The 18,608-nt window shown below is 62.3% G+C and carries 15 protein-coding genes; 7 read left to right on the top strand and 8 right to left on the bottom strand.

Annotated elements, in window-relative coordinates:
• Window positions 1-221 precede the first annotated feature (221 nt).
• Window positions 222-4,118: a phosphoribosylformylglycinamidine synthase gene (gene purL / locus L6D82_RS03070; protein WP_085747011.1), complete on the top strand. Its 3,897-nt coding sequence runs from the start codon at window positions 222-224 to the stop codon at window positions 4,116-4,118.
• Between the two features lie 5 nt (window positions 4,119-4,123).
• A complete protein-coding gene (locus L6D82_RS03075; protein ID WP_236188030.1) occupies window positions 4,124-4,435 on the top strand; it encodes a YqfO family protein in 312 nt (103 codons plus the stop codon).
• Between the two features lie 657 nt (window positions 4,436-5,092).
• Here L6D82_RS03075 and nagE read toward each other — a convergent pair.
• The 7 genes from nagE to L6D82_RS03110 form a co-directional block, all read right to left on the bottom strand.
• Window positions 5,093-6,808, bottom strand: coding sequence for an N-acetylglucosamine-specific PTS transporter subunit IIBC (nagE, locus tag L6D82_RS03080; RefSeq protein ID WP_236188032.1), 1,716 nt, complete (start codon window positions 6,806-6,808; stop codon window positions 5,093-5,095).
• A gap of 23 nt (window positions 6,809-6,831) precedes the next feature.
• Window positions 6,832-9,345 (bottom strand): phosphoenolpyruvate--protein phosphotransferase, encoded by a 2,514-nt coding sequence (ptsP, locus tag L6D82_RS03085; RefSeq protein ID WP_236188033.1) that lies wholly within the window; start codon window positions 9,343-9,345, stop codon window positions 6,832-6,834.
• A 35-nt stretch (window positions 9,346-9,380) separates the two neighbouring features.
• Window positions 9,381-10,403, bottom strand: a complete 1,023-nt coding sequence (locus L6D82_RS03090; RefSeq protein WP_102686926.1) for an SIS domain-containing protein — start codon at window positions 10,401-10,403, stop codon at window positions 9,381-9,383.
• Window positions 10,384-11,490: an N-acetylglucosamine-6-phosphate deacetylase gene (gene nagA / locus L6D82_RS03095; protein WP_236188039.1), complete on the bottom strand. Its 1,107-nt coding sequence runs from the start codon at window positions 11,488-11,490 to the stop codon at window positions 10,384-10,386. The genes L6D82_RS03090 and nagA overlap by 20 nt, the downstream gene beginning before the upstream one ends.
• A 30-nt stretch (window positions 11,491-11,520) precedes the next feature.
• Window positions 11,521-12,252 carry a GntR family transcriptional regulator gene (locus tag L6D82_RS03100; protein WP_007954613.1) on the bottom strand — a complete coding sequence of 244 codons (732 nt, stop codon included), beginning with the start codon at window positions 12,250-12,252 and terminating at the stop codon, window positions 11,521-11,523.
• 330 nt (window positions 12,253-12,582) lie between these two features.
• Window positions 12,583-13,098: a L,D-transpeptidase family protein gene (locus tag L6D82_RS03105; RefSeq protein WP_007954614.1), complete on the bottom strand. Its 516-nt coding sequence runs from the start codon at window positions 13,096-13,098 to the stop codon at window positions 12,583-12,585.
• 102 nt (window positions 13,099-13,200) lie between these two features.
• Complete coding sequence (locus L6D82_RS03110) at window positions 13,201-13,752, bottom strand: NUDIX hydrolase (RefSeq protein ID WP_129973719.1); 552 nt, start codon at window positions 13,750-13,752, stop codon at window positions 13,201-13,203.
• A 147-nt stretch (window positions 13,753-13,899) separates the two neighbouring features.
• Here L6D82_RS03110 and L6D82_RS03115 point away from each other — a divergent pair, with 147 nt between their 5' ends.
• From L6D82_RS03115 to purT, 5 genes are all read left to right on the top strand, one after another.
• On the top strand, window positions 13,900-14,499 hold the full coding sequence (locus L6D82_RS03115) for a CoA pyrophosphatase (protein ID WP_236188042.1): 600 nt from the start codon (window positions 13,900-13,902) through the stop codon (window positions 14,497-14,499).
• 47 nt (window positions 14,500-14,546) lie between these two features.
• Complete coding sequence (locus L6D82_RS03120; RefSeq protein ID WP_007954617.1) at window positions 14,547-15,071, top strand: gamma carbonic anhydrase family protein; 525 nt, start codon at window positions 14,547-14,549, stop codon at window positions 15,069-15,071.
• Complete coding sequence (locus L6D82_RS03125) at window positions 15,068-15,283, top strand: DUF1289 domain-containing protein (RefSeq protein WP_007954618.1); 216 nt, start codon at window positions 15,068-15,070, stop codon at window positions 15,281-15,283. The genes L6D82_RS03120 and L6D82_RS03125 overlap by 4 nt, the downstream gene beginning before the upstream one ends.
• A gap of 64 nt (window positions 15,284-15,347) precedes the next feature.
• A complete protein-coding gene (locus L6D82_RS03130) occupies window positions 15,348-15,815 on the top strand; it encodes a preQ0 transporter (RefSeq protein WP_007954619.1) in 468 nt (155 codons plus the stop codon).
• A gap of 100 nt (window positions 15,816-15,915) precedes the next feature.
• Entirely contained in the window at window positions 15,916-17,097 is a 1,182-nt protein-coding gene (purT, locus tag L6D82_RS03135) for a formate-dependent phosphoribosylglycinamide formyltransferase (RefSeq protein WP_236188044.1), read from the top strand.
• 47 nt (window positions 17,098-17,144) lie between these two features.
• Here the strand turns inward: purT and L6D82_RS03140 are convergent, their stop codons facing one another.
• Complete coding sequence (locus L6D82_RS03140; RefSeq protein ID WP_085747019.1) at window positions 17,145-18,461, bottom strand: MFS transporter; 1,317 nt, start codon at window positions 18,459-18,461, stop codon at window positions 17,145-17,147.
• Window positions 18,462-18,608 lie beyond the last annotated feature (147 nt).

An 18,608-nucleotide genomic window follows, 5' to 3' on the forward strand; every position in this document is an offset into this window, starting at 1 on the left:
GATCACAAAACCTCTCGAAACCCCGCAGGAATGGGCCCGAAAGGCATTTTGTGACAGAAAAAATAACCCGCGTTCCAACACCCCATAAATTTGACCCTCAAGGCAGGAACACCACTCGACATCCGGGTGCAACCGTGCGTAGCGTTTCGGGTGATGTTGAGGGCGGTTTAGGCTAGAATGCACGGCCTCAAAGCACACCCCTTCCCGAGGCTGTCCCGAAGATGTTGATCCTGCGCGGCGCTCCTGCCCTTTCTGCCTTTCGCCACAGCAAACTCCTTGAGCAACTGAGCCAGAAGGTTCCGGCTGTCAGTGGCTTGTATGCTGAATTCGCTCACTTCGCCGAAGTCACCGGCGTCCTGACCGGCGACGAACAGCAGGTGCTTGCGCGCCTTCTGAAGTACGGTCCAAGCGTTCCGGTTCAAGAGCCGACCGGTCGTCTGTTCCTGGTGTTGCCGCGTTTCGGCACCATCTCGCCATGGTCGAGCAAGGCCAGCGACATCGCCCGCAACTGCGGCCTGAGCAAGATCCAGCGCCTGGAGCGCGGCATCGCGTTCTACGTGGCCGGTCAGTTCAGCGAAACCGAAGCGCAGCAGATTGCAGACGTACTGCATGACCGCATGACTCAGATCGTTCTGGCCAACCTCGAGCAGGCTGCCGGTCTGTTCAGCCACGCCGAACCGAAGCCGCTGACTGCCATCGACATCCTCGGCGGCGGTCGCGCCGCGTTGGAAAAAGCCAACGTCGAACTGGGCCTGGCTCTGGCCGAAGACGAGATCGATTATCTGGTCAACGCCTTCAACGGTCTCAAGCGCAACCCCCACGACATCGAACTGATGATGTTCGCCCAGGCCAACTCCGAGCACTGCCGCCACAAGATCTTCAACGCCAGTTGGGATATTGACGGCGAGAGCCAGGAAAAAAGCCTGTTCGGCATGATCAAGAACACCTATCAGATGCACAGCGAAGGCGTGCTGTCCGCTTACAAGGACAACGCTTCGGTGATCGTCGGCAACGTCGCCGGCCGCTTCTTCCCGGATCCGGAAACCCGCCAGTACGGCGCGGTGCAGGAGCCGGTGCACATCCTGATGAAGGTTGAAACCCACAACCATCCGACCGCGATCGCTCCGTTCCCGGGCGCGTCCACCGGTTCCGGTGGCGAGATCCGCGACGAAGGTGCAACCGGTCGTGGCGCCAAGCCGAAAGCCGGCCTGACCGGTTTCACCGTGTCGAACCTGCAAATCCCTGGCTTCGAACAGCCGTGGGAAGTGCCGTACGGCAAGCCTGAGCGCATCGTCAACGCGCTGGACATCATGATCGAAGGCCCGCTGGGCGGCGCCGCGTTCAACAACGAATTCGGCCGTCCGGCCCTGACCGGTTACTTCCGTACCTTCGAACAGTCGATCACCACTCCGCACGGTGACGAAGTTCGCGGTTACCACAAGCCGATCATGCTGGCTGGTGGCATGGGCAACATCCGTGAAGAGCACGTCAAGAAAGGCGAGATTCTGGTCGGCTCGAAGCTGATCGTCCTCGGCGGCCCGGCGATGCTGATCGGTCTGGGCGGCGGCGCTGCTTCCTCCATGGCTACCGGCACCAGCTCGGCGGATCTGGACTTCGCTTCGGTTCAGCGTGAAAACCCTGAAATGGAACGTCGCTGCCAGGAAGTCATCGACCGTTGCTGGCAGCTGGGCGACAAGAACCCGATCAGCTTCATCCACGACGTGGGTGCGGGTGGTCTGTCCAACGCCTTCCCGGAACTGGTCAACGACGGCGACCGCGGTGGCCGATTCGAACTGCGCAACATTCCAAACGACGAGCCGGGCATGGCCCCGCACGAAATCTGGTCCAACGAATCCCAGGAACGTTACGTTCTGGCGGTCGGCCCGGCCGACTTCGAGCGTTTCAAGGCGATCTGCGAACGTGAGCGCTGCCCGTTCGCCGTTGTCGGTGAAGCCACCGCCGAGCCGCAACTGACCGTGACCGACAGCCACTTCGGCAACAACCCGGTGGACATGCCACTGGAAGTGTTGCTCGGCAAGGCGCCGCGCATGCACCGTTCGGTGGTTCGCGAAGCCGAGCTGGGCGATGACTTCGATCCGTCGAACCTCGACATCGGCGAAAGCATCGAGCGCGTTCTGCACCACCCGGCCGTGGCAAGCAAAAGCTTCCTGATCACCATCGGCGACCGCACCATCACCGGCCTCGTGGCCCGTGACCAGATGGTCGGCCCTTGGCAGGTTCCGGTGGCCGACGTAGCCGTCACCGCCACCAGTTTCGACGTCTACACCGGTGAAGCGATGGCGATGGGCGAGCGCACTCCGCTGGCGCTGCTGGACGCTCCGGCGTCGGGCCGCATGGCCATCGGCGAAACCATCACCAACATTGCCGCCTCGCGCATCAACAAGCTCTCCGACATCAAACTGTCGGCGAACTGGATGTCCGCTGCCGGCCACCCGGGCGAAGACGCGCGTCTGTACGACACCGTGAAAGCGGTCGGCATGGAACTGTGCCCTGAGCTGGGCATCACCATTCCGGTCGGCAAGGACTCGATGTCCATGGCCACCCGCTGGAACGACAACGGCGAAGACAAGACCGTCACCTCGCCGATGTCCCTGATCGTGACCGGTTTCGCGCCAGTGGCTGACATCCGTCAGACCCTGACCCCGGAACTGCGCATGGACAAGGGCACCACCGACCTGATCCTGATCGACCTCGGTCGCGGCCAGAACCGTATGGGTGCCTCGATCCTGGCGCAGGTTCACGGCAAGCTCGGCAAGCAGGCTCCGGACGTCGACGACGCCGAAGACCTGAAAGCGTTCTTCGCCGTGATCCAGGGCCTCAACGCCGACGGTCACCTGCTGGCTTACCACGACCGTTCCGACGGTGGTCTGCTGACCTCCGTGGTGGAAATGGCTTTCGCCGGCCACTGCGGTCTGAGCCTGAACCTGGACAGCGTTGCCGAAAGCTCCGCTGAAATCGCCGCCATCCTGTTCAACGAAGAACTGGGTGCCGTGATCCAGGTTCGCCAGGACGCCACCCCGGACATCCTCGCCCAATTCAGCGCTGCCGGTCTGGGCGACTGCGTTTCGGTGATCGGTCAGCCGATCAATAACGGCCAGATCAACATCACCTTCAACGGTGACACCGTGTTCGAAGGCCAGCGTCGTCTGCTGCAACGTCAGTGGGCCGAGACCAGCTACCAGATCCAGCGTCTGCGCGACAACGCCGACTGCGCCGAGCAAGAGTTCGATGCGCTGCTGGAAGAAGACAACCCGGGCCTGAGCGTCAAGCTGAGCTACGACGTCAACCAGGACATCGCCGCGCCTTACATCAAGAAAGGCATCCGCCCACAGGTTGCCGTACTGCGTGAGCAGGGCGTCAACGGTCAGGTGGAAATGGCGGCCGCGTTCGACCGCGCCGGTTTCAACGCGATCGACGTGCACATGAGCGACATTCTGGCCGGCCGCGTCGACCTGAACGAGTTCAAAGGTCTGGTGGCCTGCGGCGGTTTCTCCTACGGCGACGTTCTCGGCGCCGGTGAAGGCTGGGCCAAGTCCGCACTGTTCAACAGTCGCGCCCGCGATGCGTTCCAGGGGTTCTTCGAGCGTAACGACAGCTTCACCCTCGGCGTGTGCAACGGTTGCCAGATGATGTCCAACCTGCACGAGCTGATCCCGGGCAGCGAGTTCTGGCCGCACTTCGTGCGCAACCGCTCCGAGCAGTTCGAAGCGCGCGTGGCGATGGTTCAGGTTCAGGAATCGAACTCGATCTTCCTGCAGGGCATGGCCGGTTCGCGCATGCCGATCGCCATCGCTCACGGTGAAGGCCATGCCGAATTCGAAAGCGAAGAGGCACTGCTCGAAGCCGATCTGTCGGGTTGCGTGGCGATGCGTTTCGTCGACAACCACGGCAAGGTCACTGAAGCCTATCCGGCCAACCCGAACGGTTCGCCGCGCGGGATCACCGGTCTCACCAGCCGCGACGGTCGCGTGACGATCATGATGCCGCACCCGGAGCGTGTGTTCCGTGCCGTGCAGAACTCGTGGCGTTCGGAAGACTGGAACGAAGACGCTCCTTGGATGCGTATGTTCCGTAATGCTCGTGTGTGGGTGAACTAAGCGCTGTGTACAAGCTCGCTTTTTTTGTTCCTGACAGTCATGTCGAGGTGGTCAAGGATGCTGTGTTCGCTGCCGGTGGTGGGCGGATCGGTGATTATGACCACTGTGCGTGGCAGGTGCTTGGATCTGGTCAGTTTCAGCCTATGGACGGCAGTCAGCCGTTCATTGGTGAGGCGGGGCGGGTTGAGCGGGTCGAGGAGTGGAAGGTTGAGCTTGTTGTTGGCGATGAGTTGATTCGCTCGGTAGTGGCGGCTCTTAAGTTGAGCCATCCCTACGAGACGCCGGCTTATGAAGTGTGGCGGCTGGAGGATTTTTGATTTTCCTTGGCTGCTGAAATGGAAAACCCGCTGAGAGTGATTTCAGCGGGTTTTTTGTTGTTTGGGTTTTGGGGTTTGGGTTGGGTGTATATCCGTTTCTTCGAGTGCGGCGGCTTATGGTTCCGCCCTTACGGCGGGTCACTTTGGCAAACGCCCCAAAGTAACCAAAGGTCTGGGCCCCTGCGTTCGGCACCTCGCTTTGGCTCGGTGTTCCTTCGTTCCGGGATTCATCCGGGGGCATCGCCTACGGTTTGCTTCGCTGCACCTCCTTTCGATGCATGCGGCTTCGCCGCACGGTCGCTGCGCTCCCACCCCCGGATAAATCCCTCCACTCAGCCTTCCGATGGGGCCGGCACGTCAAAAGCCTTACTCGAGCTAACGCTCATCGTGTTGAGTGGTGGGGAGCGAAAGCAGGAGCAGGAGCAGGAGCAGGAGCAAGGAGCAGAAGAAGGGGAGGAAGCAAAGGAAGTAGAGGAAGCACAATTCGAGTTGCATGCATTTTATAACCCGAGTTCACCTCGGTATGTCACGTCGGCGTACCTCTCCCAAACAACGCGGTCAGTCCCCTCTCCCTTCGGGAGAGGGTTAGGGTGAGGGGAATTCTGAGACCGTACAAAGATGCATCGAATCCCCCCAACCATCGATTCAGAGGTCGCCCTAAACCTTCGCACTCACCTCACTACGATTAACCAACCCCTCCAGCGCCGCACTCAAGCTCTGCGCCCGCTCGCCCACCAGCAAGTGCCACACGCCATCTTCCAGCGCGCTGACACCCAAACAGCCCAGCTCTTTCAATCGGCTTTCCGACAACACCTTGCCATCGGCCAGTTGCAGGCGAATCCGGCTCATGGCGATGCAGTCGAGTTGCAGCACGTTGTCGCTGCCGCCCAGGGCGCTCAGCCATTGCTGGGCCTGCGGTGCGGCTACCGCAACGGGCTCACTGGTTTCGACGACGGCGACAGGAGCAGCCACTACGGCTCGGCCCAATGCAGGCATCGCCAGGCGGATTTCGTCGGCAATGCTGTCGGCCATCGGCCCCACAACAACCTGCAAACTGCCGCCCTTGCCCGGACGTACCACGGCCATCGCGCCCAGAGCTTTCAAATCGGCATCGGAGGCTTTGTTGCGATCGACCATTTCCAGTCGCAGCCGCGTGGTGCATGCGCCGACGGTGAGCAGATTTTCGGCACCTCCCAAGGCTTTTATATACGCAGCGGCGCGCTCGTTTTCTGTCAGCACGGATTTCTCGGCAGCGGCCACGTCTTCACGTCCTGGGGTTTTCAGGTTGAAACGGCGGATACAGAAGTCGAACACCGCGTAATAGATGACCGCATAAACCACTCCCACCGGTACCACCAGCCAGCCGTTGGTCGAGCGTCCCCAACCCAGCACCATGTCGATGAAACCGCCGGAGAAGGTGAAGCCCAGGTGGATGTTCAATGCGTTGGTGATTGCCATCGACAACCCGGTCAGCAGCGCATGCAGCAGAAACAGCAGCGGTGCGAGGAACATGAAGGCGAATTCGATCGGTTCGGTGACGCCGGTGAGGAAGGCGGTCAGGGCCATCGACAGGAAGATCCCGCCCATGACTTTGCGCCGCTCCGGCAGGGCGTTGCGGTACATCGCCAGGCAGGCGGCGGGGAGGCCGAAGATCATGACCGGGAACATGCCGGTCATGAACTGGCCGCCTTTCGGGTCGCCGGCGAAGTAGCGGGACAGGTCACCGGTGACCAGCGCGCCCGTGGTTGGGTCGGTGAAGTTGCCGAACACGAACCACGCCATGTTGTTGAGGATGTGGTGCAGGCCGGTGACGATCAGCAGGCGGTTGAACACGCCGAAGACGAACGCGCCGAAGCTGCCGCTTTCCATCAGCAACGTCCCGAAGCTGTTGATGCCGTGCTGGATCGGCGGCCAGATATAGCCGAACAGCACGCCCAGGCCGACCGCGCTGAAGCCGGTGACGATGGGCACGAAGCGGCGGCCGCCGAAGAATGCCAGGTACTCCGGCAGCTTGATGTCCTTGAAGCGGTTGTACAGCGCGCCGGCCATCAGGCCGCTGACGATCCCGGCGAGCATGCCCATGTTGATGCTCGCATCGAGCACCTTGAGGGTGGAGATCATCACCAGGTAACCGATCACCCCGGCGAGGCCGGCGGTGCCGTTGTTGTCCTTGGCGAAACCGACCGCGATGCCGATGGCGAAGATCATCGCCAGGTTGGCGAAGATCACCTGGCCGGCGTCGTGGATGATCGCGATGTTCAGCAGGTCGGTGTCGCCCAGGCGCAGCAGCAGGCCGGCGATCGGCAGGATCGCGATCGGCAGCATCAGCGCGCGGCCGAGGCGTTGCAGGCCTTCGATGAAGAGTTGGTACATGGCGTTTGTCCTTGTTGTTTTTGTTAGCGCAGAGGCCAATGTTGATGACAGGCATGACGCACCGCGGCGGCGCTGCTCAGCTTGAGCAAGTCCCGGGCGAGGCGTTGGCATTCGGCTTCGTGCAACTGGCGCACGCGGTCTTTGATTTCGCCGATCTGTACCGGGCTCACCGACAGTTCGCTCACACCCAGGCCGATCAACACCGGCGTCGCCAGCGGATCGGAAGCCAAGGCGCCGCACACGCCAACCCAGCGTTTATGCACCGCCGCGCCTTCGCAGGTCATGGCGATCAGGCGCAGCAGCGCCGGGTGCAAGGCATCGACCCGTGCGGCGAGGCCTGCGTGGTCGCGGTCCATGGCCAGGGTGTATTGCGACAGGTCGTTGGTGCCGATGGACAGGAAGTCCGCGTGTTCGGCCAGTTGTTCGGCTTGCAGGGCGGCGGCCGGGACTTCGATCATCACGCCGATTTCCGGACGTTGATTGATGCCGAGTTCCAGACACAGCGCATCGACCCGCTGGCGGATGTGCAGCAGTTCGTCGACTTCGGTGACCATCGGCAGCAGTATCCGGCAGCGCTGCAACGGGCTGACTTGCAGCAGGGCGCGCAGTTGCTGATCGAGGATTTCCGGGCGGGCCTGGGCCAGGCGAATGCCGCGCAGGCCGAGTACGGGGTTGGCTTCCACCGGCAGCGGCAAGTAGTCGAGTTGTTTGTCGCCGCCGACGTCGATGGTGCGGATGATCACCGATTTGCCGCCCATGGCATCGATCACAGCTTGATAGGCGGCGCGTTGTTCTTCGACGTCCGGCGCAGTGTGGCGATCGACGAACAGAAACTCGGTGCGCAACAGGCCGACGCCGTCGGCGCCGTTGGCAAACGCATCGGCCGCCTCGTGGCTGGAGGCAACGTTGGCGACCACTTCGATGGCCACGCCATTGCGGGTTTCCGCCGGCAGATGGGCCTGAGCTTGCTGGGCGTCACGACGTTGTTGGCGGTCGATCTGCGCCTGGCGGACTTCGGCCAGACGTTCGGCATTCGGCGTCAGTTCGAGGCGCCCGCCGTCGGCGTCGAGGACCACCGATTGGCCTTGCGTCTGATCGAGCAGCGCCGAGCCCAGTGCGACCATGCACGGCAGGCCTTTGCCCCGGGCCAGAATTGCCACGTGGGAAGTTGCGCCACCTTCTGCCATGCACAAGCCGGCGACGCCTTGCGCGCTCAGTTGCAGCAAATCCGAAGGCGTCAGTTCGTGAGCGGCGACGATGGCGCCGGTCGGCACGTCGTAATGCCAGGCCTCACCGAGCAGGGCGCGCAGCACCCGTTGCTTGAGGTCGCGCAGATCGTTGGCGCGTTCGGCCAGCAGCGGGCTGCCGGTGTTTTGCAGCACCTCGCATTGCGCGTCGATTGACTGGCTCCAGGCGTGGGTCGCCGCCGTGCCGATTTCGATCGATTGCCGGGCGGCGTCGAGCAGGGCCGGGTCTTCCAGCAAGGCCAGATGCGCGGCGAAGATCGCTTCTTCGTCGGCATTGCGGTGTTTTTTTGCTTGTGCGAGGGTGCCGTCGATTTCGCTGCGAACCTGATTCAGCGCGGTGTCGAGAATCTGTAGTTGTTGCTCGGGCTGATGATTGCCGCTGTCGGCTGGCAGGCTGATCGCGTTCAAGCGAAACAGCGGCCCGCCCACCAGTCCCGGTGCGGCGCAAACACCGTGCAACACGCCAGCCTCGGCCGGGCGATTACGTGGGGTGGCGGCAACCGGTGCGGTGGCGTGATGATCCTCCGGCAGGGCGGTGGCCAGTGCGGTGAGCAAGGCTTGCAACGCAGCCTGTGCGTCCGGGCCCTGGCAACTGACCTGCACTTCGTCCTGTTCGCCAATCGCCAGGCCCATCAAACCGATGAGGCTGTTGCACGGCGCCGACTTGCCGGCGAAATGCAGCTGCGAATGGCTTTTGAAACCTTGCGCGGTCTGGCGGATCAACGCCGCCGGGCGTGCATGCAGACCGCCGCGATGGGCGACCTGCACGTGGCCGTGAACTTCCGGGCCGCCGAGTTCCTCTGTGTTCGCCGCTGCGCTGTGACGAGCGACGATGTGCAGCAGTGGCTCGCCCACCTTCACCGTTTTCAGGGTGATGGGGCGCGCCTGGAAATCCTGGCTGTTGGTCAGGATCAGCAGGCTGACCAGGCTTTTGCACTGGCGGCCGACCTTGTCCAGGTCATAGCGCAGCAGCGGCTGGCCATTGCTGACCCGCGCGCCTTCCTTGACCAGCATCGAGAAGCCTTCGCCCTGCAACTCCACCGTGTCCAGACCAAGGTGCAGCAACAGCTCGGCGCCGTTGTCGGCGCGCACGGTCAGTGCATGGCCGGTGCGGGCGACGTGAATCACCACGCCGGCGCAGGGCGAATACAGGGTGTCGTTCAGCGGATCGATGGCAATGCCGTCGCCCATCGCGCCGCTGGCGAACACCGCGTCCGGGACTTTGGCGAGCGTGAGCACCGGGCCGCTGAGCGGGGCGCTTAAAGTCAGCTCTTTATTGTTGTTGTGCATGGCTCGGTCTCATCAGGAAAACGTTCGGTTCGGACTCAGTGCGTACGGGTGACTTTGCTCAGGTGTCGCGGCTGATCCGGGTCCATGCCACGGGCCACGGCCAGACCGGCTGCCATCACGTAGAAACTTTGGATCGCCAGGATCGGATCGAGGGCCGGGTGCTCGGCACGGCTCAGGGTCAGGTCGCGCTCGCTCACGTCATCCGGCGCAGCCAGCAGAACGCGGGCGCCGCGCTGACGCATCTCGGCCGCCAGGCTCAGCAGACCGGCCTGTTCGGCACCGCGCGGGGCGAACACCAGCAACGGGTAATGTTCGTCGATCAGGGCCATCGGGCCGTGACGGACTTCGGCGCTGCTGAAGGCTTCGGCCTGGATCGCCGAGGTTTCCTTGAATTTCAGCGCGGCTTCCTGGGCGATGGCAAAACCCGCGCCACGGCCGATCACCATCAACCGCTCGCAATCGCGCAGGGCGTCGATGGCCAGGCTCCAGTCCTGTTGCGCAGCTTCGCGCAGGCCTTCGGGCAGGGCGTTGTGCGCTTCCAGCAATTCGCTGTCTTCTTTCCAATGAGCGATCAGACGGGCGCTGGCGCTGAGGGTGGCGATGAAACTCTTGGTCGCGGCGACGCTGCTTTCGGTGCCGGCCAGCAATGGCAGGCTGAATTCGCACGCAGCCTCCAGCGGCGAATCGGCGGCGTTGACCATCGACACGCTCAAGGCGCCGCGCTTGCGCAGCAGGCGCAGACTGTTGACCAGATCCGGGCTCTGGCCCGACTGGGAAAACGCGAACGCAACCTGACCGCTGACCTTCAACGGCGCCTGTTGCATGGTCACCACCGACATCGGCAATGATGCCACCGGTACGCCAAGTTGCTGCATGGTCAGGTAGGCGAAGTAACTCGCGGCATGGTCGGAGCTGCCACGGGCAACGGTCATCGCCACTTGCGGTGGCTGACGGCGCAGGCGTCCGGCGATCTCGATCATTGGCGGGTCGAGCTGTTGCAGTTGGGCTTGCACGGCCTCGAACGAGGACAGCGCCTCCTCAAGCATTTTTGAAGTCAATGTCTTCTCCTTCGACCATGACGGCGGTCAGTGTGAGTGAGCGATCCAGCCGCACGCAGTCGGCCCAGGCGCCGGGTTGCAGGCGCCCGCGTTCGGTGATGCCGAGATAGTCGGCGGGGAATTGCGAAAGACGTTGCGAGGCCTCGGCGATCGGCAGGCCGATCTTCACCAGATTGCGCAGGGCCTGATCCATGGTCAGGGTGCTGCCGGCCAGGGTGCCGTCGGGCAGGCGCACGCCGCCCAGGCATTTGGTGACGGTGTGGCTGCCGAGCTTGTACTCGCCATCGGGCATGCCGGCGGCGGCGGTGGAATCGGTGACGCAGTACAGGCACGGAATCGAGCGCAGGGCCACGCGGATCGCGCCGGGGTGCACGTGCAGCAAGTCCGGAATCAGTTCGGCGAATTTGGCGTGGGCCAGTGCTGCACCGACGATGCCCGGCTCGCGGTGATGCAGCGGGCTCATGGCGTTGTACAAGTGGGTGAAACTGGTGGCGCCGGCTTCGAGGGCGGCGACGCCTTCCTCGTAACTGCCGAGGGTGTGGCCGATCTGCATGCGGATGCCACGGCTGCTGAGTTCACGAATCAAGCCGTCATGGCCGGCGATTTCCGGGGCAATGGTGATCACCCGGATCGGCGCCAGTGCCAGATACTCTTCAACTTCGGCCATCAACGCGGTGTGGGCGAAGTTCGGCTGGGCGCCGAGTTTGCCGGGATTGATGTACGGGCCTTCGAGGTGAACGCCGAGCACTCGGGCGGCGCCTTTCGGACGCTGTTCGCAGAATTCGCCGACCTCCTTGAGCACGCTGGCAATCTCGGCACTCGGCGCGGTCATGGTGGTGGCCAGCAGCGAGGTGGTGCCAAAGCGCACGTGGGTCTTGGTGATGGTCTCGAACGCGCTGGCGCCTTCCATGATGTCCTTGCCGCCACCGCCGTGGACGTGCAGGTCGATGAAACCCGGCAGCAGATACGGCAAGTCATTGGTCGCCGGATCGCAAGGCACGCCTTCGATCGACACGACTCTGCCGTGTTCGTGGATCAGCCGGCCGCGAATCCAGCCGTCAGCGGTGAGGATGTTGTCTTCAGACATTTCGCTTCTCTCGTTTGGCCTGGCTGCTGATCAGCGGCGAAGCTCTGCAACAAAGTCGTAGTAGTCGTTGCGGCAATAGGTGTCGGTGACTTCGATCGGCGTGTTGTCTTCCAGGTAGCCGACCCGGGTCATCAGCAGCATCGCGGTGCCGGGGGCGATGCCGACGAGTGCGGCGAACTCGTCCGAGGCGTTGATCGCCTGGATGTGCTGCAAGGCGCGCACGATCGGTTTGCCGATGCTGTCGAGGTGTTCGTAGAGGGAATCGCCCACCACCTGTGGCTTGGGCATGATCGAGGCGGGCAGGGTGCTCATCTCGATGGCCATCACGGTGTCGTCGGCTTTGCGCAGGCGTTTCATGCGCGCGACCTTGTCGTTCGGCGACAGGCCGAGGCGGATCAGTTCTTCGTGGGTGGGCAGGGTGATTTCCCGCTCGAGCCATTGCGAGCTGGGCACGAAGCCCTTGAGGCGCAGCATTTCGCTGAAACCCGACAGACGCGACAGCGGTTGTTCGAGGCGTGGAGTGATGAAGGTGCCGGAACCTTGCAGGCGGCGGATCAGACCTTGATCGAGCAGGACTTCCAGCGCCTTGCGGGCGGTGACCCGGGAAATCCCCAGCATTTCGCTGAGATTGCGCTCCGACGGCATCGCCTGTTCGGCTTTCCACTGGCCGGCATGGATCGCCGCTTCCAGGTTGCGCGCCAGTTGCAGGTACAGCGGCGTCGGCTGGGAGTCGTCAGGGCGCAGGGCGTGGAGGTCGTTCATGCAAGGCACTTCCGGAGCTGATATTGGTTTGTTGTCGCTCGCTGTTTCGGCGAAAACTAATACCACTTGCATACCATGTCAACGCAGCGGAAGGGCCTGTAGTCCTTTGGAATCGGGTGTTTCAGGGCGGGTGGCTTCAAGTGGTATTAGCGGTGGGCTATGGAAAGCAAAAGATCGCCGTCTGCGGCAGTTCTGGCGGGTGAAAGTGGTATCACCGTTCAGACGTTGCCGCAGGCTGCGATCTTTTTGATTTATTTTTTGCGGGCGACCAATGGTCGGGAGAAGGGCCGTTTTGCGGCCCCTCGGGAGCGTGCTCTCTGGATGACAGAGTCAGGGGCGGATTTCGATCATCGTGCCGTCCGGCACCAGGTTCCAGACTTCGCGCATGTCAACGTTGCGCATGGCGATGCAGCCATCGGTCCAGTCCAGGGTATGGAACAGTTGTTCCGGGTTGTCCTCGGAGTCCGGCGTGCCGTGGATCATGATCATGCCGCCAGGCTCGACGCCTTCGCGGCGGGCGCGGGCGGAGTCGCTGATGTTCGGGTAGGAGATGTGCATCGACAGGTTGAATTTGTCGCTGGTCTTGCGCCAGTCGATCCAATAGAAACCTTCCGGTGTGCGCTTGTCGCCCTCAATCAGCTTCGGGCCTTTTTTCGCGCCCTTGCCCAAGGAAATGCGATAGCTCTTGAGTGGCTTGCCGTCGGCGATCAACTGCAGTTGATGGGCCGATTTGAGCACCAGTACTTTTTCGATGAGCGGGGTGTTCGAAGGCGTCACGGTGGTCACGAATGACGCTTGGGAGACGGTGACGAACGACAGGCAGAACAGGGCAAGCAACCAGCGCATTGAAACGATTCCCCAGAAATGAAGCAGATACTTTATTTATAGATAGTGTGCAGGCGCTGTCGCGTGCTGCGTTAGCCGGTTATCGGCCGGCCGCCGTCGAAATCAAGTAATGGCCGGTTGGGCGAGCGGCGGAATCGATTCGGAGCGAACCGGATAGACCTCGACGCGCCGGTCAGCGAAGAAACATTCCAAAGTACGGCCCACCGTACGGAAAGCCAGCTCGTCCCACGGAATGTCTTCCTCGTCGAACAGTTGCACTTCCAGGCTTTCGGGGCCGGCGGCGAAGTCCAGATCCGCCAGCTCGGCGCGGAAAAACACATGCACCTGACTGATATGTGGCACGTCGATCAGGGTGTAGATGCTCAGGTTGCGCACCCGGGCGCAGGCTTCCTCGGCGGTTTCGCGAATGGCGGCCTGTTCGATGGTCTCGCCGTTCTCCATGAACCCGGCGGGCAGCGTCCAGTAACCGAGGCGTGGCTCGATGGCGCGGCGGCACAGCAGGACTTTGGTGCCCCAGGTCGGCACGCAACCGGCCACGATATTGGGGTTCTGGTAGTGAATCGTCTGACAGCTGTCGCAGACGAATCGCAGCCGCGAGTCGCCTTCGGGAATGCGCTGGGTCACCGGGTTGCCGCACTGGCTGCAAAATTTCATGCTGGGGTTCCTGAATGCTGCGCCTATCTTGGCGTGCAGCGGTGTCAGTCGGCAAGTTGTCGTTTCGCGACATGACCGCCGTTCGGGGCTTGGGCGGTCGCAATGATTGGTGCATGATGCAGGGTAAGGCACCGATCGAGAACACTTATGCTGGACGAGCTACTGCACCGGGTAAGCAATCACACGCCGCGCACGCTGGAGACCGACACGCGTTTCCCCGAGGCCGCTGTCCTGGTGCCGATTACTCGCAGTGACGAACCCGAACTTGTCCTCACCCTGCGCGCCAGCGGGCTCTCGACCCACGGCGGCGAAGTCGCCTTCCCCGGAGGACGACGCGATCCCGAAGACCCGGACCTGGTGTTTACCGCGCTGCGTGAAGCCGAAGAGGAAATCGGCCTGCCGCCAGGACTGGTCGAAGTGATCGGTCCGCTCAGCCCGCTGATCTCCCTGCATGGCATCAAGGTCACGCCGTATGTCGGGGTGATTCCCGATTTTGTCGAATACCAGGCCAATGATGCCGAGATCGCTGCGGTGTTCAGTGTGCCGCTGGAGTTCTTCCGCAAGGATCCGCGCGAACACACCCATCGCATCGACTATCAGGGTCGCAGTTGGTACGTGCCGAGCTACCGTTACGGCGAATACAAGATCTGGGGGCTGACGGCGATCATGATCGTCGAGTTGATCAACCTGCTCTATGACGCCAAAATCTGCCTGCATCAGCCGCCTAAAAGCTTCATCAATACCTGAAGCCATCGCTCGAATGGCCAGCCATCGTGAGCTCTGAGGAAAACAAGATGAAATACCGCCTGGGCGACGCCCGTGTCGAAACCCATCCGCAGAGCTGGGTCGCCCCCAATGCCGTGCTGGTGGGCAAGGTCAAACTGGAAGAGGGCGCCAACGTCTGGTTCAACGCCGTGTTGCGCGGCGACAACGAACTGATCCTGATTGGCAAGAACAGCAACGTGCAGGACGGCACGGTGATGCACACCGACATGGGCTATCCGTTGACCATCGGCACCGGCGTGACCATCGGCCACAACGCCATGCTCCACGGCTGCACGGTCGGCGACTACAGCCTGATCGGCATCAACGCCGTCATCCTCAACGGCGCGAAAATCGGCAAGAACTGCATCATCGGCGCCAATTCGCTGATCGGCGAAGGCAAGGAAATTCCTGACGGTTCGCTGGTGATGGGCTCGCCGGGCAAGGTCGTGCGCGAACTCACCGAGCCGCAGAAGAAGATGCTCGAAGCCAGTGCCGCGCACTATGTGCATAACTCCCAGCGCTATGCGCGCGATCTGGTCGAGCAGGAAGAATGACAACCCCGGAAAGACCTGTCGCCTCGCCGTGCGTGAGCATTTGCGCGCTGGACGAAGACGACATTTGCACCGGTTGCCAGCGTACGGTCGAGGAGATCACTCGCTGGAGCCGGATGACGAATGATGAACGCCGGGTTGTCCTCGGGCTCTGTCATGAGCGGGCGAAGGCCAGTGGCCTGGTCTGGATGATCGGCAAAACGCCAGGGCAATAACCGATTTGATTGGCGTGATCGAAGGGCTGAAGTAACCTGTGCGCCAAATTGACAGGTCACGCCCATGATTTTCCTCATCGCCTACATCAGCAGCGTCGTGCTGATCAACTTCGCTTTCTCTACCGCGCCGCACCTGGACATCATCTGGTCGGCCTGGGGTGGGCTGGTGTTCGTGCTGCGCGACATGGTGCAAATCCGCTTCGGCCACGGCGCGATTGTGGCGATGCTGGCGGCGCTGGTGCTGTCCTATGTCACGTCCGATCCGTCGATTGCACTGGCCAGCGCCACGGCATTCGCGGTCTCCGAGTGCATCGACTGGCTGGTGTTCACCATCACCAAGCGCCCGTTGCGCGACCGCTTGTGGATCAGCTCGGCGCTGAGCATTCCCCTCGATACCTTCATCTTCTTCGGCATGATCGACCTGCTGACGCCGCCGGTGCTCATCACCGCGCTGGCCTCGAAGTTCGCAGGTGTGACTGCGGTCTGGCTGATCATGGCCTGGCGCGAACGCAAACAGGCTGTCGCCGGCTGAAGCCAAACCCTCAGGTTCATGTAAAATGCCGCGCTTTCTCCCCATGGAAAGCGCGTCTGGCGTTGCTTTCCTCGATGATCCGCTTCTTTGAGGACCTGAGATGACCCGTATCGGAACTCCATTGTCGCCGACCGCGACCCGCGTATTGCTGTGTGGCTGTGGTGAGTTGGGCAAAGAAGTGGTGATCGAGCTGCAACGCCTGGGCGTTGAAGTGATCGCCGTTGACCGTTACGCCAATGCGCCGGCCATGCAGGTTGCCCATCGCAGCCACGTGATCAACATGCTCGACGGCGCCGCCCTGCGTGCAGTGATCGAAGCCGAGAAGCCGCACTTCATCGTGCCGGAAATCGAAGCCATCGCCACCGCGACTCTGGTCGAACTGGAAGCCGAAGGCTTCACCGTGATCCCGACCGCTCGCGCCGCGCAACTGACCATGAACCGCGAAGGTATCCGTCGCCTGGCCGCCGAAGAGCTGGACCTGCCGACTTCGCCGTACCACTTCGCCGACACCTTCGAGGATTACAGCAAGGCCGTTCAGGACCTGGGTTTCCCATGCGTCGTAAAACCGGTGATGAGTTCGTCGGGCAAGGGCCAGAGCCTGCTGCGCAGCGTCGATGACGTGCAGAAAGCCTGGGATTACGCCCAAGAGGGCGGTCGCGCCGGCAAAGGTCGCGTGATCATCGAAGGTTTCATCGATTTCGACTACGAAATCACTCTGCTGACCGTGCGTCACGTCGGCGGCACGACGTTCTGTGCGCCGGTCGGCCACCGTCAGGAGAAGGGCGACTATCAGGAATCCTGGCAGCCACAGGCCATGAGCCCGGTGGCGCTGGCTGAATCCGAGCGTGTAGCCAAAGCCGTGACCGAAGCGTTGGGCGGTCGTGGTCTGTTCGGCGTCGAGCTGTTCATCAAGGGCGATCAGGTGTGGTTCAGTGAAGTGTCGCCACGTCCACACGACACCGGTCTGGTAACCCTGATTTCCCAGGACCTGTCGCAGTTCGCCCTGCACGCCCGTGCGATCCTCGGCCTGCCGGTGCCACTGATCCGTCAGTTCGGCCCATCGGCTTCGGCGGTGATTCTGGTGGAAGGCCAGTCGACCCAGACCGCATTCGCCAACCTCGGCGCTGCACTGAGCGAACCGGATACCGCGCTACGTCTGTTCGGCAAGCCTGAAGTCAATGGTCAGCGTCGCATGGGTGTTGCACTGGCCCGTGACGAGTCGATTGAAGCCGCTCGCGCCAAGGCGACCCGTGCTTCTCAGGCGGTCGTTGTAGAGCTGTAATCTCGCAACCTGATCGCTCCCGCATCGGGCGGGAGCGATCAGGGCATTTACGACACCTGATTCAAATCGTTATTACGCGTTTCCTTCAGGCACAGCACAGCGATCAAGCTGAGCACCGCGGCCGCCGACACATACCCGCCGACGTAACTCAAACCACCCATCGCCACCAGTTTCTGCGCGAAGAACGGCGCCGCTGAGGCTCCGACAATGCCGCCGAGGTTGTAGGCTGCCGATGCACCGGTATACCGGACATGCGTCGGAAACAGTTCCGGCAGCAGCGCACCCATCGGGGCGAATGTCACCCCCATCAGAAACAGCTCGATGCACAGGAACAGCGCCACGCCCCAGGTCGATCCCTGAGTCAGCAGCGGCTCCATCAGAAACCCGGAGAGAATTGCCAACACACCGCCGACGATCAGCACCGGCTTGCGCCCGTAACGGTCACTTGCCCACGCCGACAAAGGCGTGGCAGCCGCCATGAACAGCACCGCAAAGCACAGCAGCCCGAGGAATGTCTCGCGGCTGTAACCCAATGTGGATACGCCGTAGCTCAGGGAAAACACCGTCGAGATGTAGAACAGTGCGTAGCAGACCACCATGGCGGCGGCGCCCAGCAGCGTCGGTGCCCAGTATTGGCTGAACAGCTCGACCAGCGGAACTTTCACTCGCTCCTGACGGGCGATGGCATTGGCGAACACCGGGGTTTCGTGGAGTTTGAGGCGCACGTACAGCCCGACCATCACCAGCACGGCGCTGAGCAGGAACGGAATCCGCCAGCCCCAGCTGCGGAACTGTTCGTCATTGAGCGTCATGGCCAAGGACAGGAACAGACCATTGGCGGCCAGAAAGCCAATCGAAGGGCCGAGCTGCGGGAACATGCCGAACCACGCCCGTTTACCTTTCGGGGCGTTTTCGGTGGCCAGCAGCGCCGCGCCGCCCCATTCGCCACCCAATCCCAGGCCCTGGCCGAAGCGCAGCACGCAAAGCAGGATCGGCGCCCAGGCCCCGATGCTGTCGTAACCCGGCAGCACGCCGATCAGCGTGGTGCAGACACCCATCAGCAGCAGCGAAGCCACCAAGGTCGATTTGCGCCCGATCCGGTCACCGAAGTGGCCGAACAGCGCCGAACCCAATGGTCGGGCGAGGAAGGCGATGCCGAAGGTCAGGAATGCCGAGAGCATCTGCGCCGTGCCGGAAGTCTGCGGGAAAAACACCGGCCCGATCACCAGCGCAGCGGCGGTGGCGTAGACGTAGAAATCGTAGAACTCGATGGCCGTGCCGATGAAGCTCGCCGTGGCCACGCGGGTGGCGGAGTTGGTCGGTTGGGCAGGCGTGGTGTCGCTGTAAGCGGTACTGGTCGTCATGCGGTGATCCCTGACAGTCATGAGCTCCGTTGGAGCGAATTATTATGGTCGAACACCCAGGGATGTGGGATGAGGCGCGATCGCTGCTTCAGGTAGGAACAGTCGTCGGTGTGATGCGGATATTGCCAATGAACCGGCCGGAATTTG

This window comes from Pseudomonas paraglycinae (assembly GCF_021601625.1).
Lineage (GTDB): Bacteria > Pseudomonadota > Gammaproteobacteria > Pseudomonadales > Pseudomonadaceae > Aquipseudomonas > Aquipseudomonas paraglycinae.